The sequence below is a fragment of the Kitasatospora sp. NPDC085879 genome, assembly GCF_040686255.1.
Classification (GTDB): Bacteria; Actinomycetota; Actinomycetes; order Streptomycetales; family Streptomycetaceae; genus Kitasatospora.
Genome location: NZ_JBFBJZ010000037.1, coordinates 23,512 through 43,948, shown reverse-complemented (window position 1 = coordinate 43,948; position 20,437 = coordinate 23,512). Strand labels below are relative to the sequence as shown.

Here is a 20,437-nt window from a genome sequence, read left to right as displayed (position 1 = left end):
TCTCCTTCGGTGGGGGCGGTGCCCGGCCGAGCGGGAACCGGAAAGGTGAGACGGCGGCAGGCGCATTGCGCTCATGCCGGCATGGGAAATCTGGATGAAATCTTTCTGCAACTTTCCAGAAGTTTGGCAAACCCTAGAGTTGCAAACTTGATCCGTCAACGCCTGTGCGGCTCGTGCAGGCTTGTTGACGTTCCGTTACCCTGACCGTTCTCGTCGACCGTCGGAGGTCGACGACGATGGGGTGGGGATCGCCCTGAGGCGTCTGCGCCGAAGTGTCGCGAATGTGGTGCAGATCACTGGAATTCGGCTCGCCGGACGGACAAGACAGCACGTGGATTTTTCTTTACATGCCCGGATCCGGGCCGGCGATCCTGAGGCCTTCAGGGAGATGTTCAACGACCATGCCCAGCTGGTGTATCGGCATGCGATGCGAGTGACCGGCGACTGGTCCCTTGCCCAGGACATCGTCTCCCTGACGTTCCTGGAGGCCTGGCGACTGCGTGTCAGACTCCGGGACGAGGGCAACAGCCCGCGGCCGTGGCTGATGGGCATCGCGACGAACGTGCTGCGTAACACGACACGGGCCGCCCGCCGCCACGAGCGCGTACTGGCACGCCTTCCCGTAAAGGACGCCGTGCCGGACTTCGCCGATGAGCTGGTCGGACGAATGACGGACGCTGAGCAGCTCTCGGCAGCTCGGGCCGGGTTGGCGCAGCTCCGGCGCTCCGAGCGGGAGGTCTTCACCATGTGCGTGTGGTCGGGTCTCGGCTATGCGGAGGCCGCAGCTGCCCTTGGAGTCCCGGTCGGTACGGTCAGGTCGCGGCTTTCGCGCGCCCGGACGCGGCTGCGCAAGCTCGCCGACAAGGAGCTGAAGAAGCGACGGGCCCGCCAGGAAAGTGTGGAACCGGTGGCCGGAGGCGGACAAGTACCGGGTGGCCGCACCGAGGCGGCCTGGTCGAACGAGGAGAGGAACCGATGACCTTCCATCCGTGGCGACGGCAGGAACCGCTGGACCACACGGAGCTGGCTCGGCTGTTGCCGGCGCCTGGTGATCCGGTTCTGCCTCACGATCTCCAACTCACTCTGGAGGCAAACCTGATGAACGCCATGCTCGATGAATCGTCCCGCCCCGCCCGGCGCCGGAGTCCGGGAGTGCGTATCGTCCTCCCGGCGGGACTGGCCGCAGCCGCGGCTGCCGCTGTCTTCGCGCTGGGCCACTCCGGCGCACCGGTCACCGCAGCCGGGACCGCTCCGTCCCAGAGCGCGGCCACGGCCGGCGGTGCCGGTTCGCCGCTCAAGATCAGCACGGTGTCCTACAGCATCGAAAAGAGCCCCACGGGCACCGTGAAGCTTATTGCGGACAACTTCTCTTCCCCGGCCATCGACGTGAAGGGCCTGCGCGCCGACCTGGCCAGGATGGGAATCCCCGCCCGGATCTACGTCGGCGACCGTGCCTGCAAGGAAGGGTATCCACCCCACCCCACCACCCAGGAACAGGCCCATCGAGACCAAGCCACCCTGGACGCCGCAATGACCCTGACCACCGACCGCGAGCACGGCTTCATGATCTGGACCATTGACCCCGCAAAGATTCCGGCGGACCGTACCCTCGCCCTCTACTACCCTCATGGCACCACAGGCTCCGGGAGGCTCGGCGTCGTAACGCTCCTCCTACCCGGGGACGGGCCCAGCTGTGCCCCTTACTACCCTGCGCCCGGGGACCCGGCACCTGCCTCCACCGGACGCGGCTGATCGGAACCTCAGGCTGCCTTCAGTGCGGCGGCGCTGGCTGAGGACACCGCCCGGCCGACCTCTCCACGACCCAGCGGCGGGGCAGGACGATGAAGCCCTGGGCGTCCGGCGGCCGCTCGACCACCTCGATGGTGATGCCGAGTTCTCGCCGGACCCGGGCGACGAGTTCGCCCACGTACGCGGAATCCGCCCACACGACGGCATTCCCGGGGTGGACGGCGTACAGCCGGGTGAGGAGCTGGCGAGCACCGTCGGGATCGCCTCCGCCCTCGCCCGGCTCCGCCGCACCGTCCGCCACTGGCAGGAACGCTTCGTGCACAGCGTCTCAGGCCGGATGACGATCGTTCAGAATCCGCTGGAACAGCAGGTGGTCCCGCCACTCGCCATCGATGTGCAGGTACCTGCTTGCCTCGCCGATGAGGTCGAACCCGCTCTTGGCGAGCACTCGCTGGGATGCCGCATTCTCGAGCACGGTGCCGGCTTCGACCCGGTGCAACCGGAGATGGTCGTCGGCCGCTTGGCAGGCCAGGTCGACCGCTGCTGTGGCCAGGCCCTGCCCCATGTGCGCGGCATCGATCCAGTACCCGAGATTCGCGCTGCGGAACGGCCCCAGCGACACGTTGGACAGCGTCACCCCGCCAATGATCTCGCCGTCCCGATCCAGGACCCAGGGAACCAGGCGCCCGGCTTCACGCTGCTCCAGCTGAGCCCGCAGGCGCGCTGCCTGTCCTGCATCGGTGAAGAAGTCTGCGCCACGCCGGGGTTCCCAGGGTCGCAGATGGTCCCTGTTGCGCAGATATGCCCGGCAGAGAGCCCGGGAGTCTTCCTGCCGCACAGGGCGCAGCAGTACATCGGGACGAATGGCAGCAGATAATTCGATCACCGCCCCATGCTATGTCAGCTCCCGTGGATCCGTTGACCTGCGTGATCGGACATCTGTTCCGCCGGCCGGCCAGGGGCGATCAGCGGATGTCGAAGCGGTCGTGAACGTTCCAGGCGGCCGCTTCCTGGACGTCGGGCTCGTTGAGCTGAAGGCCATTCTGTTGGAAGTCGCAGAACAGGGCGACGGGCGCTCCGTCGTCCATGCCGAAGAAGGAGACATGGCCTCTGGCGCCGAGCTCCTCGGCGGCTGTCCCTGCAAAGATCAACGGGCGGCGGTAGTCGCAGTATGTGTCGAAGTCGCGAAATGATCCGCCCACCCTCACATCGGCGTGATTGTTCAGCGAGATGCCGTCGACCCTCAGCCGGGCCGGGGCGGGATTGGCGTGCAGGTGGTCGAGGAGGGCGTTCACCCGTGAGTCCCGCCTCAGCTTTCGAGTCTCAAGGAGGTAGATTCCCGGCATCCCTTCGTCGTCCACCGCCGGTCGCCATTCCGAGATGTCGTCCGCCGTGATCTCGTGGCCGACGCGCCGCAGCTCGGCCAGAGCCTCTTCCAGGGTGGTGGCGTCCTCGACGATCAGGTCGGTCAGCAGGTCCTCCTCGAACTCGTCGAACTGTTCCGCGAACCGGTGGATCGACTCCAGTCGCACCCGCTGCTCGATGAGGACCCGCTCTCGCCACACCTCGAATGCTTCGCGGGCGTCGAATATGATCTGCATCTGAAAGGCTATGTCGAACGGCATTGAGTGGTCTCCTGGTTCCGACGGCCGGATCCGGTCGTTCCAGCCGCTCCGGGGGCGCAGCACCGACGGAACAGCACCCCACCCGCCGGTGGCCGTCATGCGTCGTCGCCGTCGGGCGATCATATTCCTGCAGTCACGGTCAGTCGTCGAGCCTGCCGGTCACCCGGTAGAACAGGTAGTACTCGCCGTCGCGGGTGAACGCCATGTAGTCGTCGACCTGCGAGCCGTCGGCGTTGGCCCGGACGATGCTGCTGCCCACCGCGTCGTCGCCGCCGTTGAGGCCGTCGTCCTCCTCGATGACGCGCGCCCTGATCTCGTGGTTGAAGCCGATCTCCCGCATCCAGGCCGGCGCCTCCTTGGTCTGCTTCTCGCTCATCTTGGAGAGGAAATCGTGCCGTTCGCTGCCGCCGTCGACGGATGTGTAGAGGTGCGGCTCGTCGTGGCCCAGGTGGTCGTTCTGGACGGAGATGTAGAACTGCTGGAACCGGGCCTGCCGGTAGTCGGAGGTGCGTGTGATGCTGTAGGTGCCCAGGGCCGGGCCCTCCCGCTCCACCGTGAAGTAGAGCCGCTGGGCGTCCCCCAGGATCGGGGATGTGGCCGGGTCCACGCTCAGGGTGGTTCCGGAGTAGCCGGCGGCGCTCTGCAGCGCCGGCGAGAAGGCGTTCCCGGAGGCGTCCAGGGCCTGGATCCTGAGTTTGAGTCCGAGGCTCTGACTGCCAGTGGTGAAGGTCAGTTTCTGCTTCTGTCCGCTCAGCAGCGGGTGCTGCCGGTACATGTACCAGACCTTGGTCATCGGAGCGGTGACGAAGGGACTCATCTGCCGCTCGTCGGCCCGCACCTCGAAGGGGTCGAGGACCACGGCATCGTCCTTGGTCGCTCCCATGTGCCGGTGCAGGGTGAGGTCGTAGGCGCCGGTCCATCCGGGATCGGCCGAGACTCGCACGTAGAAGGGTCTGTTCGGGGCGTAGACGACGCGTTTGGCGGGCTTGTCGAGGTACTCGGCACCCTCGGCCGCTGTGAGCGGTGTGGAGAGGTCGTCGGCCGCGAACGCCTGGACGTGGAAGCCCGAGTGGACGCCGTTCTTGCTGTGGGCGGAGAAGTCGTAGGTTCCGGGCTCGAATCGGTACCACTGGTACCCGTGATCGTGCTGGATCGTCCGGCGGTGGGTACCGGTGTCCAGGCCGACCGCCGCCCTGGCGGGGCTGCACTGGGCGGCGTCCTTTCCGACGACGGCGGAGACGCCGTAGTGGTCGGAGAGATCGGTGGACACCCACGGGCCGCCGATGGTGAACGGGCTGTCGCCCTGGTAGAACATCTGCCGCTGCAGCCAGGCGTGCTGGAAGCAGGAGGGCACCTCCGCGTTCTTCGCCTGCCGGAAGAGGATGTAGTCGAGCCGGTTGTCCCTGGCGGGGTCCGGCGGGGCGCCGCCGGCCAGGACGGAATTCCGGGTGGAGACCGAGTACTGGTGGTCCTCGGGGGCCGTGAAGGTCCGGCTGTCCACGAATCCGAGGGGGCGGAGCCTGCCCTCCACCGTTCGAAGGTATTCCGCGGACGGCGTCGCCGAGGGCTGGGTCTCGGCGGGCACGTTCAGGTCGCCCATGAGCACGGCGTCGTGGTGCGGGTCGGAGTAGCGCGTGGTGAAGGCGGCCATCTCGTCGAACTGGTCGCTCCGGGTGGCGGTGTTCGTCGGCTCGTCGCCGCGGTTGTCGGACTGCGTGTGGGTGAAGAACACGTCCAGCGGCCGGCCCGCGGCGGGATTGTCGACCTGGACATGGGCGATGCCCTTCTGCGCCAGGTCGTCGGGGTGGTCCCCGGCCTCGTACCGGTGGAACTGGGCCCGGCAGTCCATGAGATGCGTTCCGGCGTGCGGCGCGGGGTCCACGCACTCGAGGGCGTTCTGCTCGCCGGTGCGCCTGATGGGAAACCTGGAGAACAGCATCAGCCCGGAGTCCTCCTCGACGCCGCTGCCGGGGCTCAGCAACTGGTCCACGTGGTGCGGGTAGGCCGGGGACAGCATGGCGAGGAGGACACGCCGCACGTCCTCGTCGAAGGCCTCGTTCAGGGTGATGATGTCGTAGTCCTCGGCCAGGATCCGGTCGGCGATGAGCCGGGCCCGGTTCTCCTGGTCCATGCCGTAGACCTGGGAGAGGTCTCCCGACCCCGCCGACGGCGGCAGGGCCTGAATGTTGTACGTCATGACGCGGTAGGTCTCGCCCGTGTGGGCCGACGCCGGGGGCGTCGACGTCACCGTGGACGCAGCGGCGAGGATCGAGGTGGCCGCGGCTCGGGCGAGGACCCTCTTCGCCGTCCTCATGATCAGCTGTGCCTTTCTGCCGTTGGGGATGGTGCCGGGCCGGGGATGTCGGAACCTGCCGCATGCCGCCGCCGGATCGACGGCTCAGCGCTTCACGCACTCGGCGAACAGGTTGATGCCCTGGGCCTCGTACCGGATCCGCGTCGCGGATCGGCCGAACCGCGAGGCCAGGAAGAGGCGGTGGAGGTCGTCCTCGGTCCGGTGGATGAGTCGCCAGTGCAGCACGTGGTCCATGAGGGCCCTCGACGTGTTGCGCGGGTGGAAGTTGCCGAGGATCAGCCGGCCGCCGGAACACAGCATCCGGTGGGCCACGTTCATCAGGGAGACGACGAAGCGGTCGGGGAAGTAATCGATGAGCCCCATCGAGTAGACCAGGTCCTGGTCGGTCACCGGGATCGGCCGGCGGCCGGTGGTCAGTCGCACCAGGTCCTCGCGGATCAGCGTGACCTGCGCGGCGAGGTGCGGGGTGTCGAGGTGCCGCGCCACGTGGTCGAGGGCTTCCTGGTCGTGGTCGAGCAGCGTCGCGACCAGGTCGCCGGGATCGGTCAGGCCTGCGAGGACGTCGCGGACCTCTTGGGCCGGTCCGCAGGCCAGGCTGGTCACGTGTGCCGGGCGGCCGTGGGCGGCTGTGACGGTCGCTCGGATCTCTTCGGCCAGCAGGGGCCGCCGGTTCTTCACCGCACGGGCTGCCTGGATCTCCAGGAACCCCCGGTCGAGGGCCGGTCCCAGCCGTCCTACGCCGCGCGCACGGTCCTCGTACACCTGGGCGATGGTCAGGTAGTCCCCGGCGTAGCCGCGCGGCTTGGAGTACCACCGTTCCGCGTGGTGCGACATCAGGACGTACGGCAGCAGTTCCGCGTGGACGCGTGCGCCGATCTCCAGCGCGGCGGACTCGTCGCCCTCGGCCTCCGCGGAGATCACCGTGTCCAGCAGCACCTCGAACTCCGCGAGGGCCGTCCGCACCTGCTCGGTGAAGTCGGAGGGCAGGTGACCGGTGTCCAGTGCGGAGCGGTCTCCGTCGGCCAGCAGCCGCTTGAAGGCGTTCAGCTCGGGCGCCAACCGCGCCCAGGCCCGGTCGACCCGGTCGGGAGTGGTGGGGGTGTCGCCCGGGCCGGTGGTGTCGCCGGATTCCGCTGGTGCGCGCAGGCCCTCTCCGTCCGAGCGGTCCATGGTTGCGACGCCGTTGGTCCGACCCTTCTGCGCAGCCGGGTCGGGCATGTCTGCGAGGCCCCCGTCGGCGACCGTCATGAAGTCCTGCCTTTCTTGCGGTTGGTGTGGGCCGGCGCCGCACGCTGCGTGGGCGGGACGTCGGATCCTCCGTCCGTCACAGGGCGCCGGTGGGCGCCGAGCCTGCCAGGAGGGCGGGGCCGGGCCATCGGGAATTCCCCCGACAAATCCGCGTTCCGGTGCCGCGGCGCACCGCTGTCCGACGATGCGTAGTGGGGCAGGTGCGCAGCGTGAGATTCGAATTGTCGGGGTGTCCGGATTGCCTGTCGCCGGGGGTCGTACCAAGGACCCGGAAATCCGGGGAATAGACTTGTGCGGCACATGGCGGCGGGTGGGCCCGTCGACCGTGGCGCAGAACGGACGAGAGGTGAACGGTGCGATTTCCCGGGCCGCCGGACGGGAGCGAGGAAATCCGGATTCTTGAGCGGAACGGGGAACGGTCCGCTCTGGAACGGTTCCTGCGTGGCACCGCGGAAGGCGCCGGTCGCGCTGTCCTTGTCGAGGGTGCCCCGGGCATCGGGAAGTCGACGCTTCTGCACTGGGCCGCTGCGGCGGCCTCCGGTGAAGGGCTGAACGTCCTGCGGGCGCGGAGTACCGAGATGGAGCGCAGATTTGCGTTCGGCATCGTCCGTCAGATGTTCGGTGACATTGTCCGGCACGCCGACGGCCGGGAGTCGTGGCTCCGGGCCGCCGACCTCGTGCCGGCTCTCGCCGCTCTCGGGAGCGTGGACGACGAACGGTTCTCGGAGGGGGACTTCGCCGTTCTGCACTCCCTGCACCAGCTGGTGGTCCGCTACACGGAGGCGCACGGGCCGGTCGTGCTGGTGGCGGACGACGCCCACTGGGGCGACAGCGCGTCTCTGCGGTTCCTCGCCTACCTGCTGCCGCGCCTGGGCGGCCTGCCCGTCCTCCTGCTGATGTCCAGCAGGATCCCGACCGGGCCGGAGGCGGTCGCCGTCCCGCAGCTCGCGCAGGACCCGGACTGCGAGGTCGTCCGTCTGCGGCCTTTGAGCCTGTCGGCCGCCGAGGACTTCCTCCGGGTCTCCTTGACGCGGCCCGCCGAGCCGGAGTTCGTCGACGCCTGTCACGCGGTGTCGGGCGGCAATCCCTATCTGCTGACCGAGCTTGTACGTGTGCTGTCCGCGGAGGGGATCGAGCCCACGGCCGCGAACGCCCCCTGGGTGACGGGGCCGGGCGTCGGGGCCGTTCACCGCCGGGTCGCCCTGTGGCTGCAGAGGCACACCGAGAGTGCCGGCGACGTCGCCCGGGCGGCCGCTGTGCTGGGGCCTGACGCGTCCTTGGGCCGGATCGGCGCGATGACCGGCCTTGCCGTCGTCGATGTCGCCCGGGCCGTCCAGACTCTCGAACAGATGGAGTTCGTCCGGCAGGTGCGGACCCACTGCCCCACCCGGAGCGAGACCGTCGTCGAGTTCGTGCACCCCCTGGTCCGCGCCGCCGTGTACGAGAGCGTCGGCCTCGACGAGCGCATCCGGGCGCACCTTGCCGCGGCGGACCTCCTGCGGGCCGAAGGGCTCAGCGCCGAACACGCCGCGGCGCACCTGATGTCGACGCCCGGTGCGGGTTCGCCCGAGCATGCGGCGGTGCTGCACCGTGCCGGCACCGACGCGCTGCGCCGGGGAGCGCCCCAGGTGGCGCTCGACCTCCTGAGGCGCTGCCGGGCCGAGGGCGGCCCGGCCGACCGGCACACCGCGCTGCTGGGCGATCTCGCCGCGGCCGCCGAGCTGGTCGACACCACCGCCACCCTCGGGTACCTGAGGGAAATGCTGGCGCTCACCACGGATCCGCTGGAGAGGGCCGTGGTCACCGCCCGGGCCGGCATCGCGCTGTTCAACACCGGTGGCTGGGAGGAGTTCCGGAGCCTGACCGAGCAGTCGCTGCGCGAACTGGCCGCGGCGGCCGTCGACTCGGACCTCGCCCGCGCCCTCGAGGACGCGATGCAGGCAAGCATGGTGACCGCCGACTACTTCGCCGTCGGGGGGTCGGCGCCGCCCCAACCGCTCCAGGGCTTCCGGGAGGAGCCGCCCCGTCCGGGTTGGGGAGGCCGGGTCCTGGACGCCCTGGTCGCCACCGTGGACCTGCACAGCTGCCGGGCCGACGCGCCGGCCAGAGCGCGCCGGGCGCTGGCGGGGGACGAGCTGCTCCTGGCCTGGGGTGCCGACGGGGCCGTCTCCGCGGCGTGGTTCACGTTGATCGCGGCGGAGGACGTCAGTGTGCCGCCGCGCCTGGACGCCGCGCTCGAACGCGCCGGACGACACGGCGCCCTCCGCAACGCGGCGGCGGCACGCAGCGCCCGGGCGCTGGTTGCCCTGCGACGGGGTGAGCTGCCGACCGCGGCCGCCGAGGCGAAGGAGGCGGCTCGCGCCGCCTCGGCCGCCAACAACCACGTCATCACGGTTGTGGCCCACCACGCCATGGCCGAGGCGGCGCTGGACCGCGACGACCTGGCCGCTGCCGAGGCCGTTCTCTCCACCGACATCGTCAGGGACATCGTCGAGGGCTCGTTCAGTGTCTACTCCCTTGTCCTGAAGGGAAGTTCCTGTCGGCTGCTGCAGGCCCGGGGGCACCTCCAGGAGGCTGCCGACAGGTGGCTCGAACTCGGCGCGGAGTACGCCGCGACGCCCCTCGCGGGACGCAACCCGGCGTTCCTGCCCTGGCGCACGGGTGCTGCCGCATGTCTTCGGGCCACCGGTGCGATCCGGGAGGCCCGGCGGCTCGCCGAACAGGACCTCGCCGCCGCCAGGCAGTGGGAGGCCCCCTCCCCGATCGGGCGCGCCCTCCGCAGTCTGGCCTCCACCCTGCCGGCGGCGGACGCTCTGCCGCTCCTGGCGGAGTCCGCGGACGTGCTGCAGCACTCCTGGGCCCGGCTGGAGTACGCCAGGACGCTCCACGCGCAGGGAGTCGTGCTGCGCGACAGGGGCAGCCGAAGTGACGCCCGAAAGGCGCTGGAGAGCGGACTGGCACTCTCGCAGGCCTGCGGCGCGGTCCACCTGGCCGAGCGGATCCGGGTCGACCTACGGCTGGCCGGCGGCCGGCCGCCGAGAACGGGCGTCCTGGGCGTCGACTCCCTGACCCCGCGGGAGCGGCGCGTCGGTGACCTGGCCGCGGCCGGCAGGTCCAACCAGGAGATATCCGAGGTCCTGTTCATCACGCCCAAGACGGTCGAGACCCACCTGGCCGCGGTCTACCGCAAACTCACGGTCACCCGGCGCGAGCTGATCGCGCGGGGAACCGTGGAGGAGGCCTGAGACGCTGTGCCGCGCGCCCGCCGCAGCTGCCGCGGGCGCGCAACACGGGCTTCCCGGCACGGTCCCGCGCGTGCGTCACCTGCCGAGTGCCTCCGCAGGCCGATCGAGGTCCAGCAGGACGTTGCCCCGGTTGAACCAGGCCATACCCGGCCAACCATCACGCTCTCCGTACCGGGGAACCGCGGAAGCCACGCGATCGTAGTCGGCCAGCGCCTCTTCACGACGGCCCAGCTTAGCCCGCGAGTTGGCCCGGTTGACGTAGTCGTAGCCGCACCCGGCCTCGAATGGTTCGCTCGCTCCCGGCCTTCAAGCCTCCCCGGAGCCGCTGCGCTCCGGTCCCCCGCGGTCTGTACCGGGAACCACCCGCCCGGCTCGGCAGTACGTCACGCCGCCGGGCCCCTCGATCCGGCCGACGGACCGGTCCCCTGCCCGAAGCAAGCCTGACACACTCACCCGCGGACACGGCACCGGGGCGAACCCCTTACAACGACTCGGCCCCACCCCACGGATGCGACGCACCGTCCGGGCCGACGCGACCGGCGACCGGCGACCGAACCGTACCGCTCCCGGCAGGACCAGGGCCGATGTCGGGGATTGCACTGATGTCACCGGTCATGCGGGACCGCAGACTGCGAACACGCGCCCCCGCACAACGGGCGGCCGATCGATCAGGAGCGGCACCGATGCACCAGCCACACGACGTCACCCTCGCCTCGACCGGGCAACTGTCCTGGCTCAACGAACCGACGAACTGGCGGCTGGAGGGCGACCGGCTGACGGTCACCCCGGAGACCGGCTCGGACTTCTGGCAGGGCACCCACTACGGCTTCCGTGAGGACACCGGGCACTTCCTCCACACCCGCCGCACGGACGACTTCCTGCTGCAGACCCGAGTGCACCTTCAGCCGCGCTACCAGTACGACCAGGCCGGGTTGATGGTCCGCCTCTCGGCGGACACCTGGATCAAGACCTCACTCGAGTACGAGCCGACCGGCCCCAGCCGACTGGGAGCGGTCGTCACCAACCACGGCTGGTCGGACTGGTCGACCCAGGACATGGAGGTGCCCGACGACGCCATCGGCTTCGCGATCACGAGGTCCGGCGCCGACTTCGTGATCGAGGCCGAGATCGCCGGCCGCTGGAGCCAGCTTCGCATCGCGCGCCTCCACGACATGGACGACCGCGCTCCGCTGCAGTGCGGCGTGTACGCGTGCAGCCCCAAGGGCGCCGGTCTCCGGGCCACCTTCCACGACCTGTCGATCGGCACGACGGCGGCGCCCGACATGCCGGCCGCAGGAGAGACGCCGTGATGAACCGGCCGACCATCGGAATCCTCGCCGGGATGGGACCTTCGTCCACCGGCCCCTTCGTCGACCTGGTCGTGGCGGAGTGCAGGGCCCGCTACGGGGCTCGCGACGACATCGACTTCCCCAAGATGGTGATCCTCTCCCAGCCGGCGCCCTTCTATCACGACCGGGAGATGGACAGCGCCGCCGTGGAAGCCGCAACCGTGGAGGGACTGCAGCACCTCGAGCGGGCCGGGGCGGATCTGATCGGCATGGCCTGCAACTCCGTGCACATGTACTTCGACCGGCTGGCCGCATCGATCAGTGTGCCGTTGCTCGACATCGTCGCGGATGCGCTCGATGCACTGCCCCCCGGGACGCGGTCCGTGGCGATTGCGGCATCCCGCCCGCTCGCGGCGTCCGGGCTCTACCAGCGTGCCGCGGCCGACCGGGGACTGACGGTGGTCGAGCCCGCGTGGCAGTGCCGGATCGACGCCCTGCAGGAGATGGTGAAGGGCGAGACGGACGCGCACCTGTGCGCCCTCGCCTGGCGCGAGCTGTTCCAGCGGCTCGAGGACTGCGACCACGTGGACGCCGTGATCATCGCATGCCTGGACATCTCGGGCGTCTTCCGTTTCGCGGACCCGCCGGTGGCCACGGTGGACTCGGCCCGTTCCCTGGCGGCACGGCTCGTCGAGGACTGGCTCGCGGGCTGCACGCGCCGTCCGCTCCCGTCGTCGCGCTCGGGCCCCGCGTAGCGGGACCGGGGTGACCCGGGTTCCCGACAGTTCAGCTTCACGGTGGCCGATCTGCACAACCCGGCCCGTGTCGGTCCGTACATCCCGGAGGTCTTCTTGTCAGCCCGCACGCCCGATCCTGGTGCGGCACACGGGCGCTGGCCGTTCATCGGACGTGAGGCCCAGAAGGCCAGGCTCCGCTCCGCCTGGGACGATCCCGCCTGCCGAGGAGTGGTCATCTACGGGGATGCGGGAGTCGGGAAGAGCCGACTCGCCGAGCGGCTCTGGGAGGAACTGGTAGCGGACGGCTTCCGAGGCGGAAGGACCGTGGCGAGCGCCGCGGCAGCCACGATTCCGCTGGGTGCGGTCGCGCACCTGCTGCCGCCGGGCCTGGGCCTGTCGGATCCTCCCGCCGCCTTCCGGGCAGCAGCCAAATCCTTTGAGACCGGTGGCCGGGGCCGCTTCGTCCTGCTCGTCGACGACCTGCACCACCTGGACCCCGCCTCGGTCCTCCTGGTGACACAACTGCTGGCCGCCGGGGCCGTGTTCCTCGTGGCCACCGTGCCCTCGGGCCACGCGGCCGCCGATGCGGTTCGGGCCCTGAACCACGGCGACCGGATGCACCGCATCGACCTGACGACACTTCGGCCGGAGGAGACCGAGGCTGTTCTCTCCTCCGCCCTCGGCAACAGTGTCGAGCGCCGGTCGAGTCTTGAGCTGCACCGGGCGAGCAAGGGCAATCTGCTGTTCCTGAGGGAACTGGTCCTCGGCGCCCTGGAACGGGGCACCCTGGCCTGCCACGGCGAGTTGTGGCGCATGTCGGATCGGCCGACGGGCACTCGGTGGCTGACCGAACTGATTGAGGACCGGCTCGCCACCATTGACGCGGCCGGCCGCCGCGCTCTTCAGCTTCTTGCCCTCGCCGAGCCGCTCAGCGTGCACGACCTCACCGCCCATGTACCCCTCGTCACGGTGGCCGAACTCGAAGCCGCCGACCTGATCCACGTCCACCTGGACGGCCGGCGCACCAATGTGACGCTCGCACACCCCCTCTACGGCCAGGTCATCAGCGCGCTGCTTCCCGTTGTCGCCCGTCGCGATCTGCTGCGCGGGCTGCTGGAGAGCCTGGAGGCCCGGGAGCCACGCCGGCAGGAAGACACCCTCCGGATGGCCTCCTGGCAGCTCATGGCCACCGGAACCGCCGACCCCGAGCTGATACTCCTGGCCGCCAGACTCGCCCGCCACGGCCATGACTACGCACGGGTCCTGACCTTTCTGGAAGCGCTGCCGGACGCGCACCGGTCGGTCGACAGCTGGATCCTCGAAGGGGAGTCGCTGCACCAGCTCGGCCGCCTGGGCGAAGCGGAGACGGTACTGTCGCACGCACACGCCCTGGCCCGCACCGACGAGGAACGCCTCATCGTGACGGTGGAGCGAACACGGAATCTGCTGTGGGGCTCGGGAAGGTCCGAGAAGGCTGTTCAGACCCACCACGAAGGGCGCGCCGGCATCAGGGATCCCGGCCTGCGCGCAGCCCTCGACATCAACCGGGCGGCGATCCATGTCGTCCGGGGACAGCCGCACGTCGGGCTGCGCCTCCTGCAGGAAGCGGAGAACGTGACGGACGATCGCGTCCGCAGCTACGGGATCCGGATGAAGGTGCTGGGCCTGGGGTTCACCGGTCGCACGGCCGAGGCCATCGTGCTGGGGCACGCCGCCTACGAGGAGCATGCGCGTGCCGGCAGGCGTGAGGCCGTCCAGCATCCCTCGATGTCGCTGTCCGACCTCTCCCTGGCCTATGCGGCCGCCGGCGACCTCGAGAGCGCCCGCCGCATCGCGGAGAGCGGTCACGCGAACGCCGTCGAGGCGGGTGCCGTCCAGCCGGCCGCCTGGCTGGCCTGGGGGCTCGGGCGCATTCACTGGCTGGCCGGCCGGGTCGCGGACTCCCGACGCTGGTACGCCGAGGCGTTCGCCGTCGCCCACCAGCAGAATCTCTCCGTTCTTCTGCGGCTCACCGCGTCCGGACTGACCGCCTCGGCCGCCCTCATGGGCGATACGGAAACCGCGGAGTCCGTCCACGCGGATTTCGACAGCTACCCGGACTTTCCGCTGCTGGCCGGGGAGGACAGCCTGGGACGTGCCTGGCTGCTGGCGGCCAAGGGTGATCTGGTGGCCGGCCGCAAGGTCCTGCTCCAGGCCGCGGCCCGTGCTCGCGCCGCCCAGCACAGCAGTTCGGAGATGCTCCTCCTGACCGAGGTGGCGCGCATCGGCGGTGCCCGACAGGTCTGCGAACGCCTCACCACGCTGGCGGCCTCGTGCGACGGGAACTTCGCCGGTGCGCGGGCGGGCCTGGTCTCCGCCATGGCCGCCCGGGACGCCGAAGGACTGCTCAAGGCAACCGATCGGCTGCACGCCATCGGGGCCCACCTGCTTGCGGCCGAGGCGGCGGCCGAGGCAGCCGGAATCCTCCGTGGCGACGGCCTGCCACGAGCGGCCACCGCGGCGGAGGCACGGGTGAGCCGGTTCACCCGGACCTGCCAGGGCGCCGTCACCCCGATGCTGGCGTTCACCTCCGCCCCCCTGCCCCTGACAAGAAGGGAATCGGAGATCGCGCTCCTGGCCGCGTCGAGGCTCTCCAGCAAGGAGATAGCCGTTCGGCTGACGCTGTCCGTTCGGACGGTGGACAACCATCTGCGCCAGGTGTTCACGAAGTTGGGGATCACCAGCCGCCGCGAGCTGGTCGGCGCGTTGCGGCGGAATGAGTAGCCGTCGTCGTACGGCAGATTTCACCTCCTGATTGAGTACCGCCTGCCCAGGTGCCGAACACAGAACAGTGATCTGCTGGGCTTGCCACTCCAACGATTCGTGCGCGCCACGCCGGTGGAGATGCCAGCCCCTCACCTGTTCCCACGGACACGCGTGGTCGAGGTCGCCCCGGAAGGGAAGGCAACGGGAAATGTTCGACGACCAAGCAGGACAGTTTTCTCGCGAGGATCTGCTGAGCCTGGCCCACGAGAAGGGCCTGGAACATGTGGAACGGCTCGTCAAGGACTACGTGACCTGTGCAGAAATATTCACGGAGATGATCGAGGAGGAGAACCGGAGGCTACAGGAGAAGATCGACCGGCTTCTGGCCGAGCTGGAGGATTTATGACGCCCCGGAGCAGCCGGGCGCCGACGGGTCCGAGTGCCGCCGCAGGCCGCCGTCGAACCAGATGAGCACTCTTTACTCATCGCCTGCAGGGCAGCTCGTGATTCCCTGTCGTAGGAAGATCGAATCCTCGAAGGGGCCCCGGGGCCCCGCGGCGCTTGGGACAAGGTGCCTGCAACCGCCGTCGCCCGTACTCGATGAGGCTCGCTGATTCCGGCGGGCCGTACGACAGCAGGAGTGACCACACGCCATGGGGACCCGACGCAAGCCCGCTCCGCCCAGCCGCGCCCGTATCGCCCTGGCGACGGCCCTCACCGGCTCGGCCCTGCTCGCCTCCGCGGGCGGCGCCCATGCCGAGCCGTCCGCCGACGTGGCCTCCGTCAAGACCCAGGTGGACGAGCTGAACGAGCAGGCCGAGGCATCCACCGAGAAGTACAACAAGTTCGAGGAGGACCAGCAGCACCTGCGCAAGGAGGCCGGCCAGCTGCAGGACCAGGTGGCCACCGGGCAGGAGCGGATGAGTGGGCTGAAGGAGTGCCTGGCGGCCGTGGCCGGCGAGCAGTACCGCACCGGCAACGTGGACCCGACGGTCGCACTGATGTTGTCCTCCGACCCGGACAACTACCTGCGGCGGGCCTCCGCCCAGGACATCGCGGCCAGCTCGCAGCGCGACCTGCTTCGCCTGCTCCAGTCCCAGCAGCGCCGGCTGGACCAGCGCCGGTCCGAGGCGACGGCGCTGCTCGCGCGGCTCGACGAGACGGAGCGCGCGCTCGCCGCCGAGAAGAAGCGGGTGCAGGCCAAACTGGCCGAGGCGACCCGGCTGCTCAACACCCTGTCGGCCGCCGACCGTGCCGGGTACAACGCTCAGGACCTGCAGTCCTTCCGCGAGACGTACAACGGCCCGGCGTCCGGACGCGCGGCGGCGGCCGTCCAGTTCGCCTTCGCCCAGCTCGGCAAGCCCTACAAGTGGGGTGCCGTCGGGCCGGGGAAGTTCGACTGCTCGGGCCTGACCGGCGCCGCCTGGAGCGCGGCCGGGGTATCCCTGCCGCGGGTCTCGCAGAGCCAGTGGAACGCCGGCCGGCGCATCGCTAAGAGCGACCTGCAGCCCGGGGACCTGGTGTTCTTCTCCAGCCTGCAGCACGTCGGCATCTACATCGGCGGCGGCAGGATGATCCATGCGCCGCGCACCGGCAAGAACGTCGAGATCACCCGGATCGACGTCATGGCCTATGTGGGCGCCGTACGCCCCTGAGCCGACCGTCGCGTGCCGAGCATCGCCCGCGGCGCCACCGAGCCTCTCAACGCCTGGCCGCGTCTTTGACTGATCGCGCTCGTCCTCCGCGCCAAGCGCGCCGTCTCGTCACCTTGGAGACCCTCTCGGATCAGGGTCCGGTCGTCGGCGATCAGGACGCGGACGGGCGGGTCACCGCGGCTCCTCGGTTCCGGCGGCTGGGAGGAAAGCGGGGGTGGGCTGCGGGTCGAGGAGCTCGCCGTCCGTGGTGTCGGAACGCAACAGGCCTAGGATGCGGTGCAGTTCGGCGAGGCCGTCCTAGGCGTTCCGGCGGATGACGGCCAGGGTCTCGGGGGTGCCTCCCGGCGTGTGTTCGATGCGGTGGGCGGCGGCTTCGGCATGGACGGCGATGACGGTCAGATGGTGGGCGATCACGTCGTGCAGCTCCCGCGCAAGGGTGGAGCGCTCCTGGAGAAGAACCCTGAGGGAGTGTTCGCTGGTGGTTGCGGTCTCCTGCACCGGAAGGAGACGGGCGGGTTCCCCACTGCCTCGCAACGCCATCCCGGTGGCCAGGGCGGCTCCGGACAGTATCGTCAGCAGCATCCCGTTGCCGTGCAGCCAGCCGAGGTGGAAGCCGAATTCGGAGTGGGCGGCAGTGCCCATACGCTCTCGCAGGGAAGCCGTGCGTTCGGTCTGGGCAATGGCAATGTACGAGCCCAGCCCAACGGTCAGGCCGGCGCCGAACACGACGGTGACGATCCACGCGGCTACAGCGCCCCGCGGCCGGACTCCCAGCCCGACCAGGAACAGCACCCCCACCTCGATGAGCAGCCCGGCCGCAGTCCAGGGCAGCGACACCACATACAGACGACCTGTCCCCGTCACGAGCAGCCATGCGGTGACGGCGGTCATCGCCAGGGACAGCCACCAACCGACCATCGGACGCCGTAGCGCCACGGGTAAGCATGCTGCGTGAGCCGCTGCGAGCGCCCCCGCCTCCGCGGGCGGCACCGCCGCCTCGGTGTCCGGGAGGCCGACCACCATGAGGAACAGAGCACTTGCCCCGACCGCCACCGACAACCAGCGCCTCCGGCCGGCCGACCCCGCTCCCCGGTGCGGAATCTCCTCCCATGAAAGCAAGTCTTTGACAGAACTGCGCGCGGCCGACACGCCTGAAGAAATGAGGAAGATAGTCACCCGGACAACATAGCCGAACCCCTCATTCCGCCGCTTCCCTCCGAAGGTGGAGGGCGCTCCGGCTATCACGAGCCACACTTTTCGGCCGACCCGTACCGCAGCCGGAATATTCAGTCGATCGTGTGTGGTGAAAGAGTATTGAATACTCCCCTGCAGCACCACAACCGCCTTCTTCGGGAAATCTCATGTCACGGATGCGCCGCACCGGGGCGCGGGCCGCACGGGTAGCTGTCGACCCAGGCCCGCACCCGCGACAGGAGTCGGCCCGAAATGGCCCGGCGCGTGCCAGGTCCCTGCGCGCATCGGGGTCGGAGGACACCCCGGTGCCCACTGCACGAAATACACCCAGCTCCGGACGATCCACCTCCGCCGCCGGACGCGCACGACGGTCCCGACAGCCGTCACATCGCGGTAGTGGACGACTCGGTCACCGACCCGGAACTCGGGCATGGCCATGCAAAACATTCCGATCCCGCCGAGAGCAGCGCGGCGCTAAAGGGACACCAGGCGCCGAACACCCTAAGGATTCGGCCGCGGAACCGATTGAGTAGCGTCAGCTCAACTTCAAGTCCGGAAGCCCAGGTTGCCCTGCAACGACGCCCGATCGGTCGGCGCGATGCCCCGGCGGCGAAGGATCCGGCCCCCACCCAGGGACCGCCCAGGGTCATCCCGGGGCGGCCGGTCCTTGTGCCTGAACCCTGCGGGTCTTCAGAGCAGCAGGACGGGCAGGCGGGAACGCTCGATCGGGACGAGGTGGGCCGGTCCGCGCGCCTGGAGCTTTCGACGGGCAAGACTGAGTAGAAGCTGCTGAGTCGAGAGGGCACTCCGCCTGGAACGATGCCGACTGCAAACATCGGTGGTCAGCCATCTCATCGTCGACGGAGGCGCTCATGTCGCAGGATCAGCCGGAAGGTCCGGGTCGCGCGCACTTCGTTCGCACCGGGGTGGAGGAGCCCGCAGCGGCGCCGTCTTCGCGATGGGGGCGATTCATCCGGTTCGTTTCCTCGGTGGTGGTGGCCCTGCGGTCGGACGCCAGAAACCCGTCTGCGCCGACCGGGGAAGACGCATCCGCCGGCCGCTACTACTACAGGGGTTTCAACGCCAACGGCCGCGACCGCGGGGGTGCTTGATCGGCCCGGTGGCCACCGGGCCGATGTGATCAGGCGACTCCCCCGGCTCGTCGGGGCGTCGCCGCGGCAGCCGAGCGCACCCGTTGGCAAACTGACGCGCCTGGTCATCAGAGTGGTCGCGGCGCAAGGGATCAGCGACTCGGCGCTCCGGATGAGGCGTTCGTAGTCGCGGGCGCGCGTCAGCCAGGCCAGCGAGCTCTCGACCCGGCGGCGGGACAGCACGACGAACCCGACTGCGTCCTTCGGGCGGCTGACCTTCTTGACCGTGCGGAGCCGGTCGTGGATCTGTCCGACGACGCCGGCAGCGGGCCCAGCGGGCCAGGAATCCGTCGACCGCGTGCCAGAGCGGGAAGTGCCCTGGCAGGGCCCGCCACTTGAAGCCGTGTCGACGACGTACCGTCAGAAGACGGGCCGGCTCGTCTTCGACGTCCACCGTGCCAGTGGCGGACCGCGGTCCCGAGCCAGTCGCGAGTCGCCCGCATCCGGGCGAGGTTCTCGTGCGTGATCACGCGCTCGTCGCCGAGCCCGCGGTCGCACAGGCCCGGAACGGTTCGACCGGCCGCGCCGACGATCGCGTGGCAGGCCGTGACCAGGTCGAAGGACTCCACCGTCCGGTCGATCCGCCTGACCGCCTGCGTGGCGGGGCCGGTCTGCCCGAAGTGCCCGCGTCGACAGCCCGTGAATCCGGGCACCCCAAGATTCCTGGAACCCGGCTCTCGGCAAGGCCCGTCGATCGTGCGCCTTGTTGGCCATATTCGTGGACTTGCCCGATTTTTGAGTACCGATCACTCATACGGCGCAGCAGATTCCGGGTGATCATGGTGATGAGCGCCGCCTCCCGATCTCCCCCCTTCGGGAGGCGGCGCCAGTCCACTCCAGCTGCAGACCGTGATCTCCATGCTGCACCTGGGGCGGCTTGATGGTGGTAGCGGCAGGTCGGTGCCAGTTGGCGATCACACCGCAACCGATCCGCCCCGGAGAGTCGTCTGCGATCGTGGCATCTGACGTGACAGGTGATCAGGACCCATGCCGTCAGGTCGGCGCATGGGGTGGTGGAGCGAACGGGGGCGTGCCATGCGTCGAGCGGTGGGCACAGTGCTGGGGGTCGGGGTCCTGACGGTGCTCGTGGGGGCCGGGGTGGGTCTGTACCCGAACCCGTACGGCAACGACGGACACAGCACGCTCTACTGCGGTGCCGGCTTCCGAGGCCCCGGATACTCGGCCGACTTCAACCCGGGGTGCCCCGGCGAGCGGGAGGAGATGCGCCGGACCGCGTGGCAACTGATCGGGGCGGGGGCCGCCGTGGCGGCTGGTGCGCCGGCGCTGGTGCTGATCCGGCGCGCCGGTGGCCGCCGCCCAGGCAGCGGGCCCCGTTCGGACGGTACGTCGACCGTAGATCTTGCTGGGTGAGACCGGCGACCTGAAGAAAGGCACCCACAGTGTCGCGGCCGCCCCGCGACCGCTCTCACACGTCGTCGGCTGACCAACCCACATCCCCTCACGTGTCGTACAAGCCGTCCCACG

At 69.7% G+C, this 20,437-nt stretch carries 15 protein-coding genes; 8 read left to right on the top strand and 7 right to left on the bottom strand.

Features of this window, described 5'->3' with window-relative positions; genetic code table 11:
• The first annotated feature begins 331 nt into the window (after positions 1-331).
• On the top strand, positions 332-979 hold the full coding sequence (locus AB0P35_RS26010; protein WP_363515056.1) for an RNA polymerase sigma factor: 648 nt from the start codon (positions 332-334) through the stop codon (positions 977-979).
• Positions 976-1,752 carry a hypothetical protein gene (locus AB0P35_RS26005; protein ID WP_363514974.1) on the top strand — a complete coding sequence of 259 codons (777 nt, stop codon included), beginning with the start codon at positions 976-978 and terminating at the stop codon, positions 1,750-1,752. Before AB0P35_RS26010 ends, AB0P35_RS26005 begins: the two co-directional genes overlap by 4 nt.
• Positions 1,753-1,771: 19 nt before the next feature.
• Here AB0P35_RS26005 and AB0P35_RS26000 read toward each other — a convergent pair whose 3' ends face one another.
• From AB0P35_RS26000 to AB0P35_RS25980, 5 genes are all read right to left on the bottom strand, one after another.
• Positions 1,772-2,071 (bottom strand): hypothetical protein, encoded by a 300-nt coding sequence (locus AB0P35_RS26000; protein ID WP_363514971.1) that lies wholly within the window; start codon positions 2,069-2,071, stop codon positions 1,772-1,774.
• Positions 2,072-2,077: 6 nt separating this feature from the next.
• Entirely contained in the window at positions 2,078-2,635 is a 558-nt protein-coding gene (locus AB0P35_RS25995) for a GNAT family protein (RefSeq protein WP_363514969.1), read from the bottom strand.
• Between the two features lie 79 nt (positions 2,636-2,714).
• The gene (locus tag AB0P35_RS25990) at positions 2,715-3,374 is read right to left on the bottom strand and encodes a hypothetical protein (RefSeq protein WP_363514966.1); all 660 of its coding nucleotides are present in this window, start codon (positions 3,372-3,374) and stop codon (positions 2,715-2,717) included.
• A gap of 139 nt (positions 3,375-3,513) precedes the next feature.
• A complete protein-coding gene (locus AB0P35_RS25985) occupies positions 3,514-5,688 on the bottom strand; it encodes an endonuclease/exonuclease/phosphatase family protein (protein ID WP_363514963.1) in 2,175 nt (724 codons plus the stop codon).
• Positions 5,689-5,772: 84 nt separating this feature from the next.
• Complete coding sequence (locus AB0P35_RS25980; protein WP_363514960.1) at positions 5,773-6,936, bottom strand: class I SAM-dependent methyltransferase family protein; 1,164 nt, start codon at positions 6,934-6,936, stop codon at positions 5,773-5,775.
• A 353-nt stretch (positions 6,937-7,289) separates the two neighbouring features.
• On the opposite strand from AB0P35_RS25980, the gene AB0P35_RS25975 reads away from it, so the two are divergent.
• From AB0P35_RS25975 to AB0P35_RS25950, 6 genes are all read left to right on the top strand, one after another.
• A complete protein-coding gene (locus AB0P35_RS25975; protein ID WP_363514957.1) occupies positions 7,290-10,181 on the top strand; it encodes an AAA family ATPase in 2,892 nt (963 codons plus the stop codon).
• Between the two features lie 683 nt (positions 10,182-10,864).
• Entirely contained in the window at positions 10,865-11,491 is a 627-nt protein-coding gene (locus AB0P35_RS25970; RefSeq protein ID WP_363514954.1) for a DUF1349 domain-containing protein, read from the top strand.
• Positions 11,491-12,225, top strand: a complete 735-nt coding sequence (locus tag AB0P35_RS25965; RefSeq protein ID WP_363514951.1) for an aspartate/glutamate racemase family protein — start codon at positions 11,491-11,493, stop codon at positions 12,223-12,225. The genes AB0P35_RS25970 and AB0P35_RS25965 overlap by 1 nt, the downstream gene beginning before the upstream one ends.
• A 42-nt stretch (positions 12,226-12,267) precedes the next feature.
• A complete protein-coding gene (locus tag AB0P35_RS25960; RefSeq protein WP_363514948.1) occupies positions 12,268-14,970 on the top strand; it encodes an AAA family ATPase in 2,703 nt (900 codons plus the stop codon).
• A 190-nt stretch (positions 14,971-15,160) separates the two neighbouring features.
• Positions 15,161-15,358, top strand: a complete 198-nt coding sequence (locus tag AB0P35_RS25955) for a hypothetical protein (RefSeq protein WP_363514945.1) — start codon at positions 15,161-15,163, stop codon at positions 15,356-15,358.
• A gap of 247 nt (positions 15,359-15,605) precedes the next feature.
• A complete protein-coding gene (locus AB0P35_RS25950) occupies positions 15,606-16,607 on the top strand; it encodes an NlpC/P60 family protein (RefSeq protein WP_363514942.1) in 1,002 nt (333 codons plus the stop codon).
• A 297-nt stretch (positions 16,608-16,904) separates the two neighbouring features.
• On the opposite strand, the gene AB0P35_RS25945 is transcribed toward AB0P35_RS25950, so the two are convergent.
• Together AB0P35_RS25945 and AB0P35_RS25940 are read right to left on the bottom strand one after the other, a co-directional pair.
• Positions 16,905-17,783, bottom strand: coding sequence for a histidine kinase dimerization/phosphoacceptor domain-containing protein (locus AB0P35_RS25945; protein ID WP_363514939.1), 879 nt, complete (start codon positions 17,781-17,783; stop codon positions 16,905-16,907).
• Between the two features lie 1,309 nt (positions 17,784-19,092).
• Positions 19,093-19,521 carry a DUF6192 family protein gene (locus AB0P35_RS25940; protein ID WP_363515053.1) on the bottom strand — a complete coding sequence of 143 codons (429 nt, stop codon included), beginning with the start codon at positions 19,519-19,521 and terminating at the stop codon, positions 19,093-19,095.
• Positions 19,522-20,437: the final 916 nt, after the last annotated feature.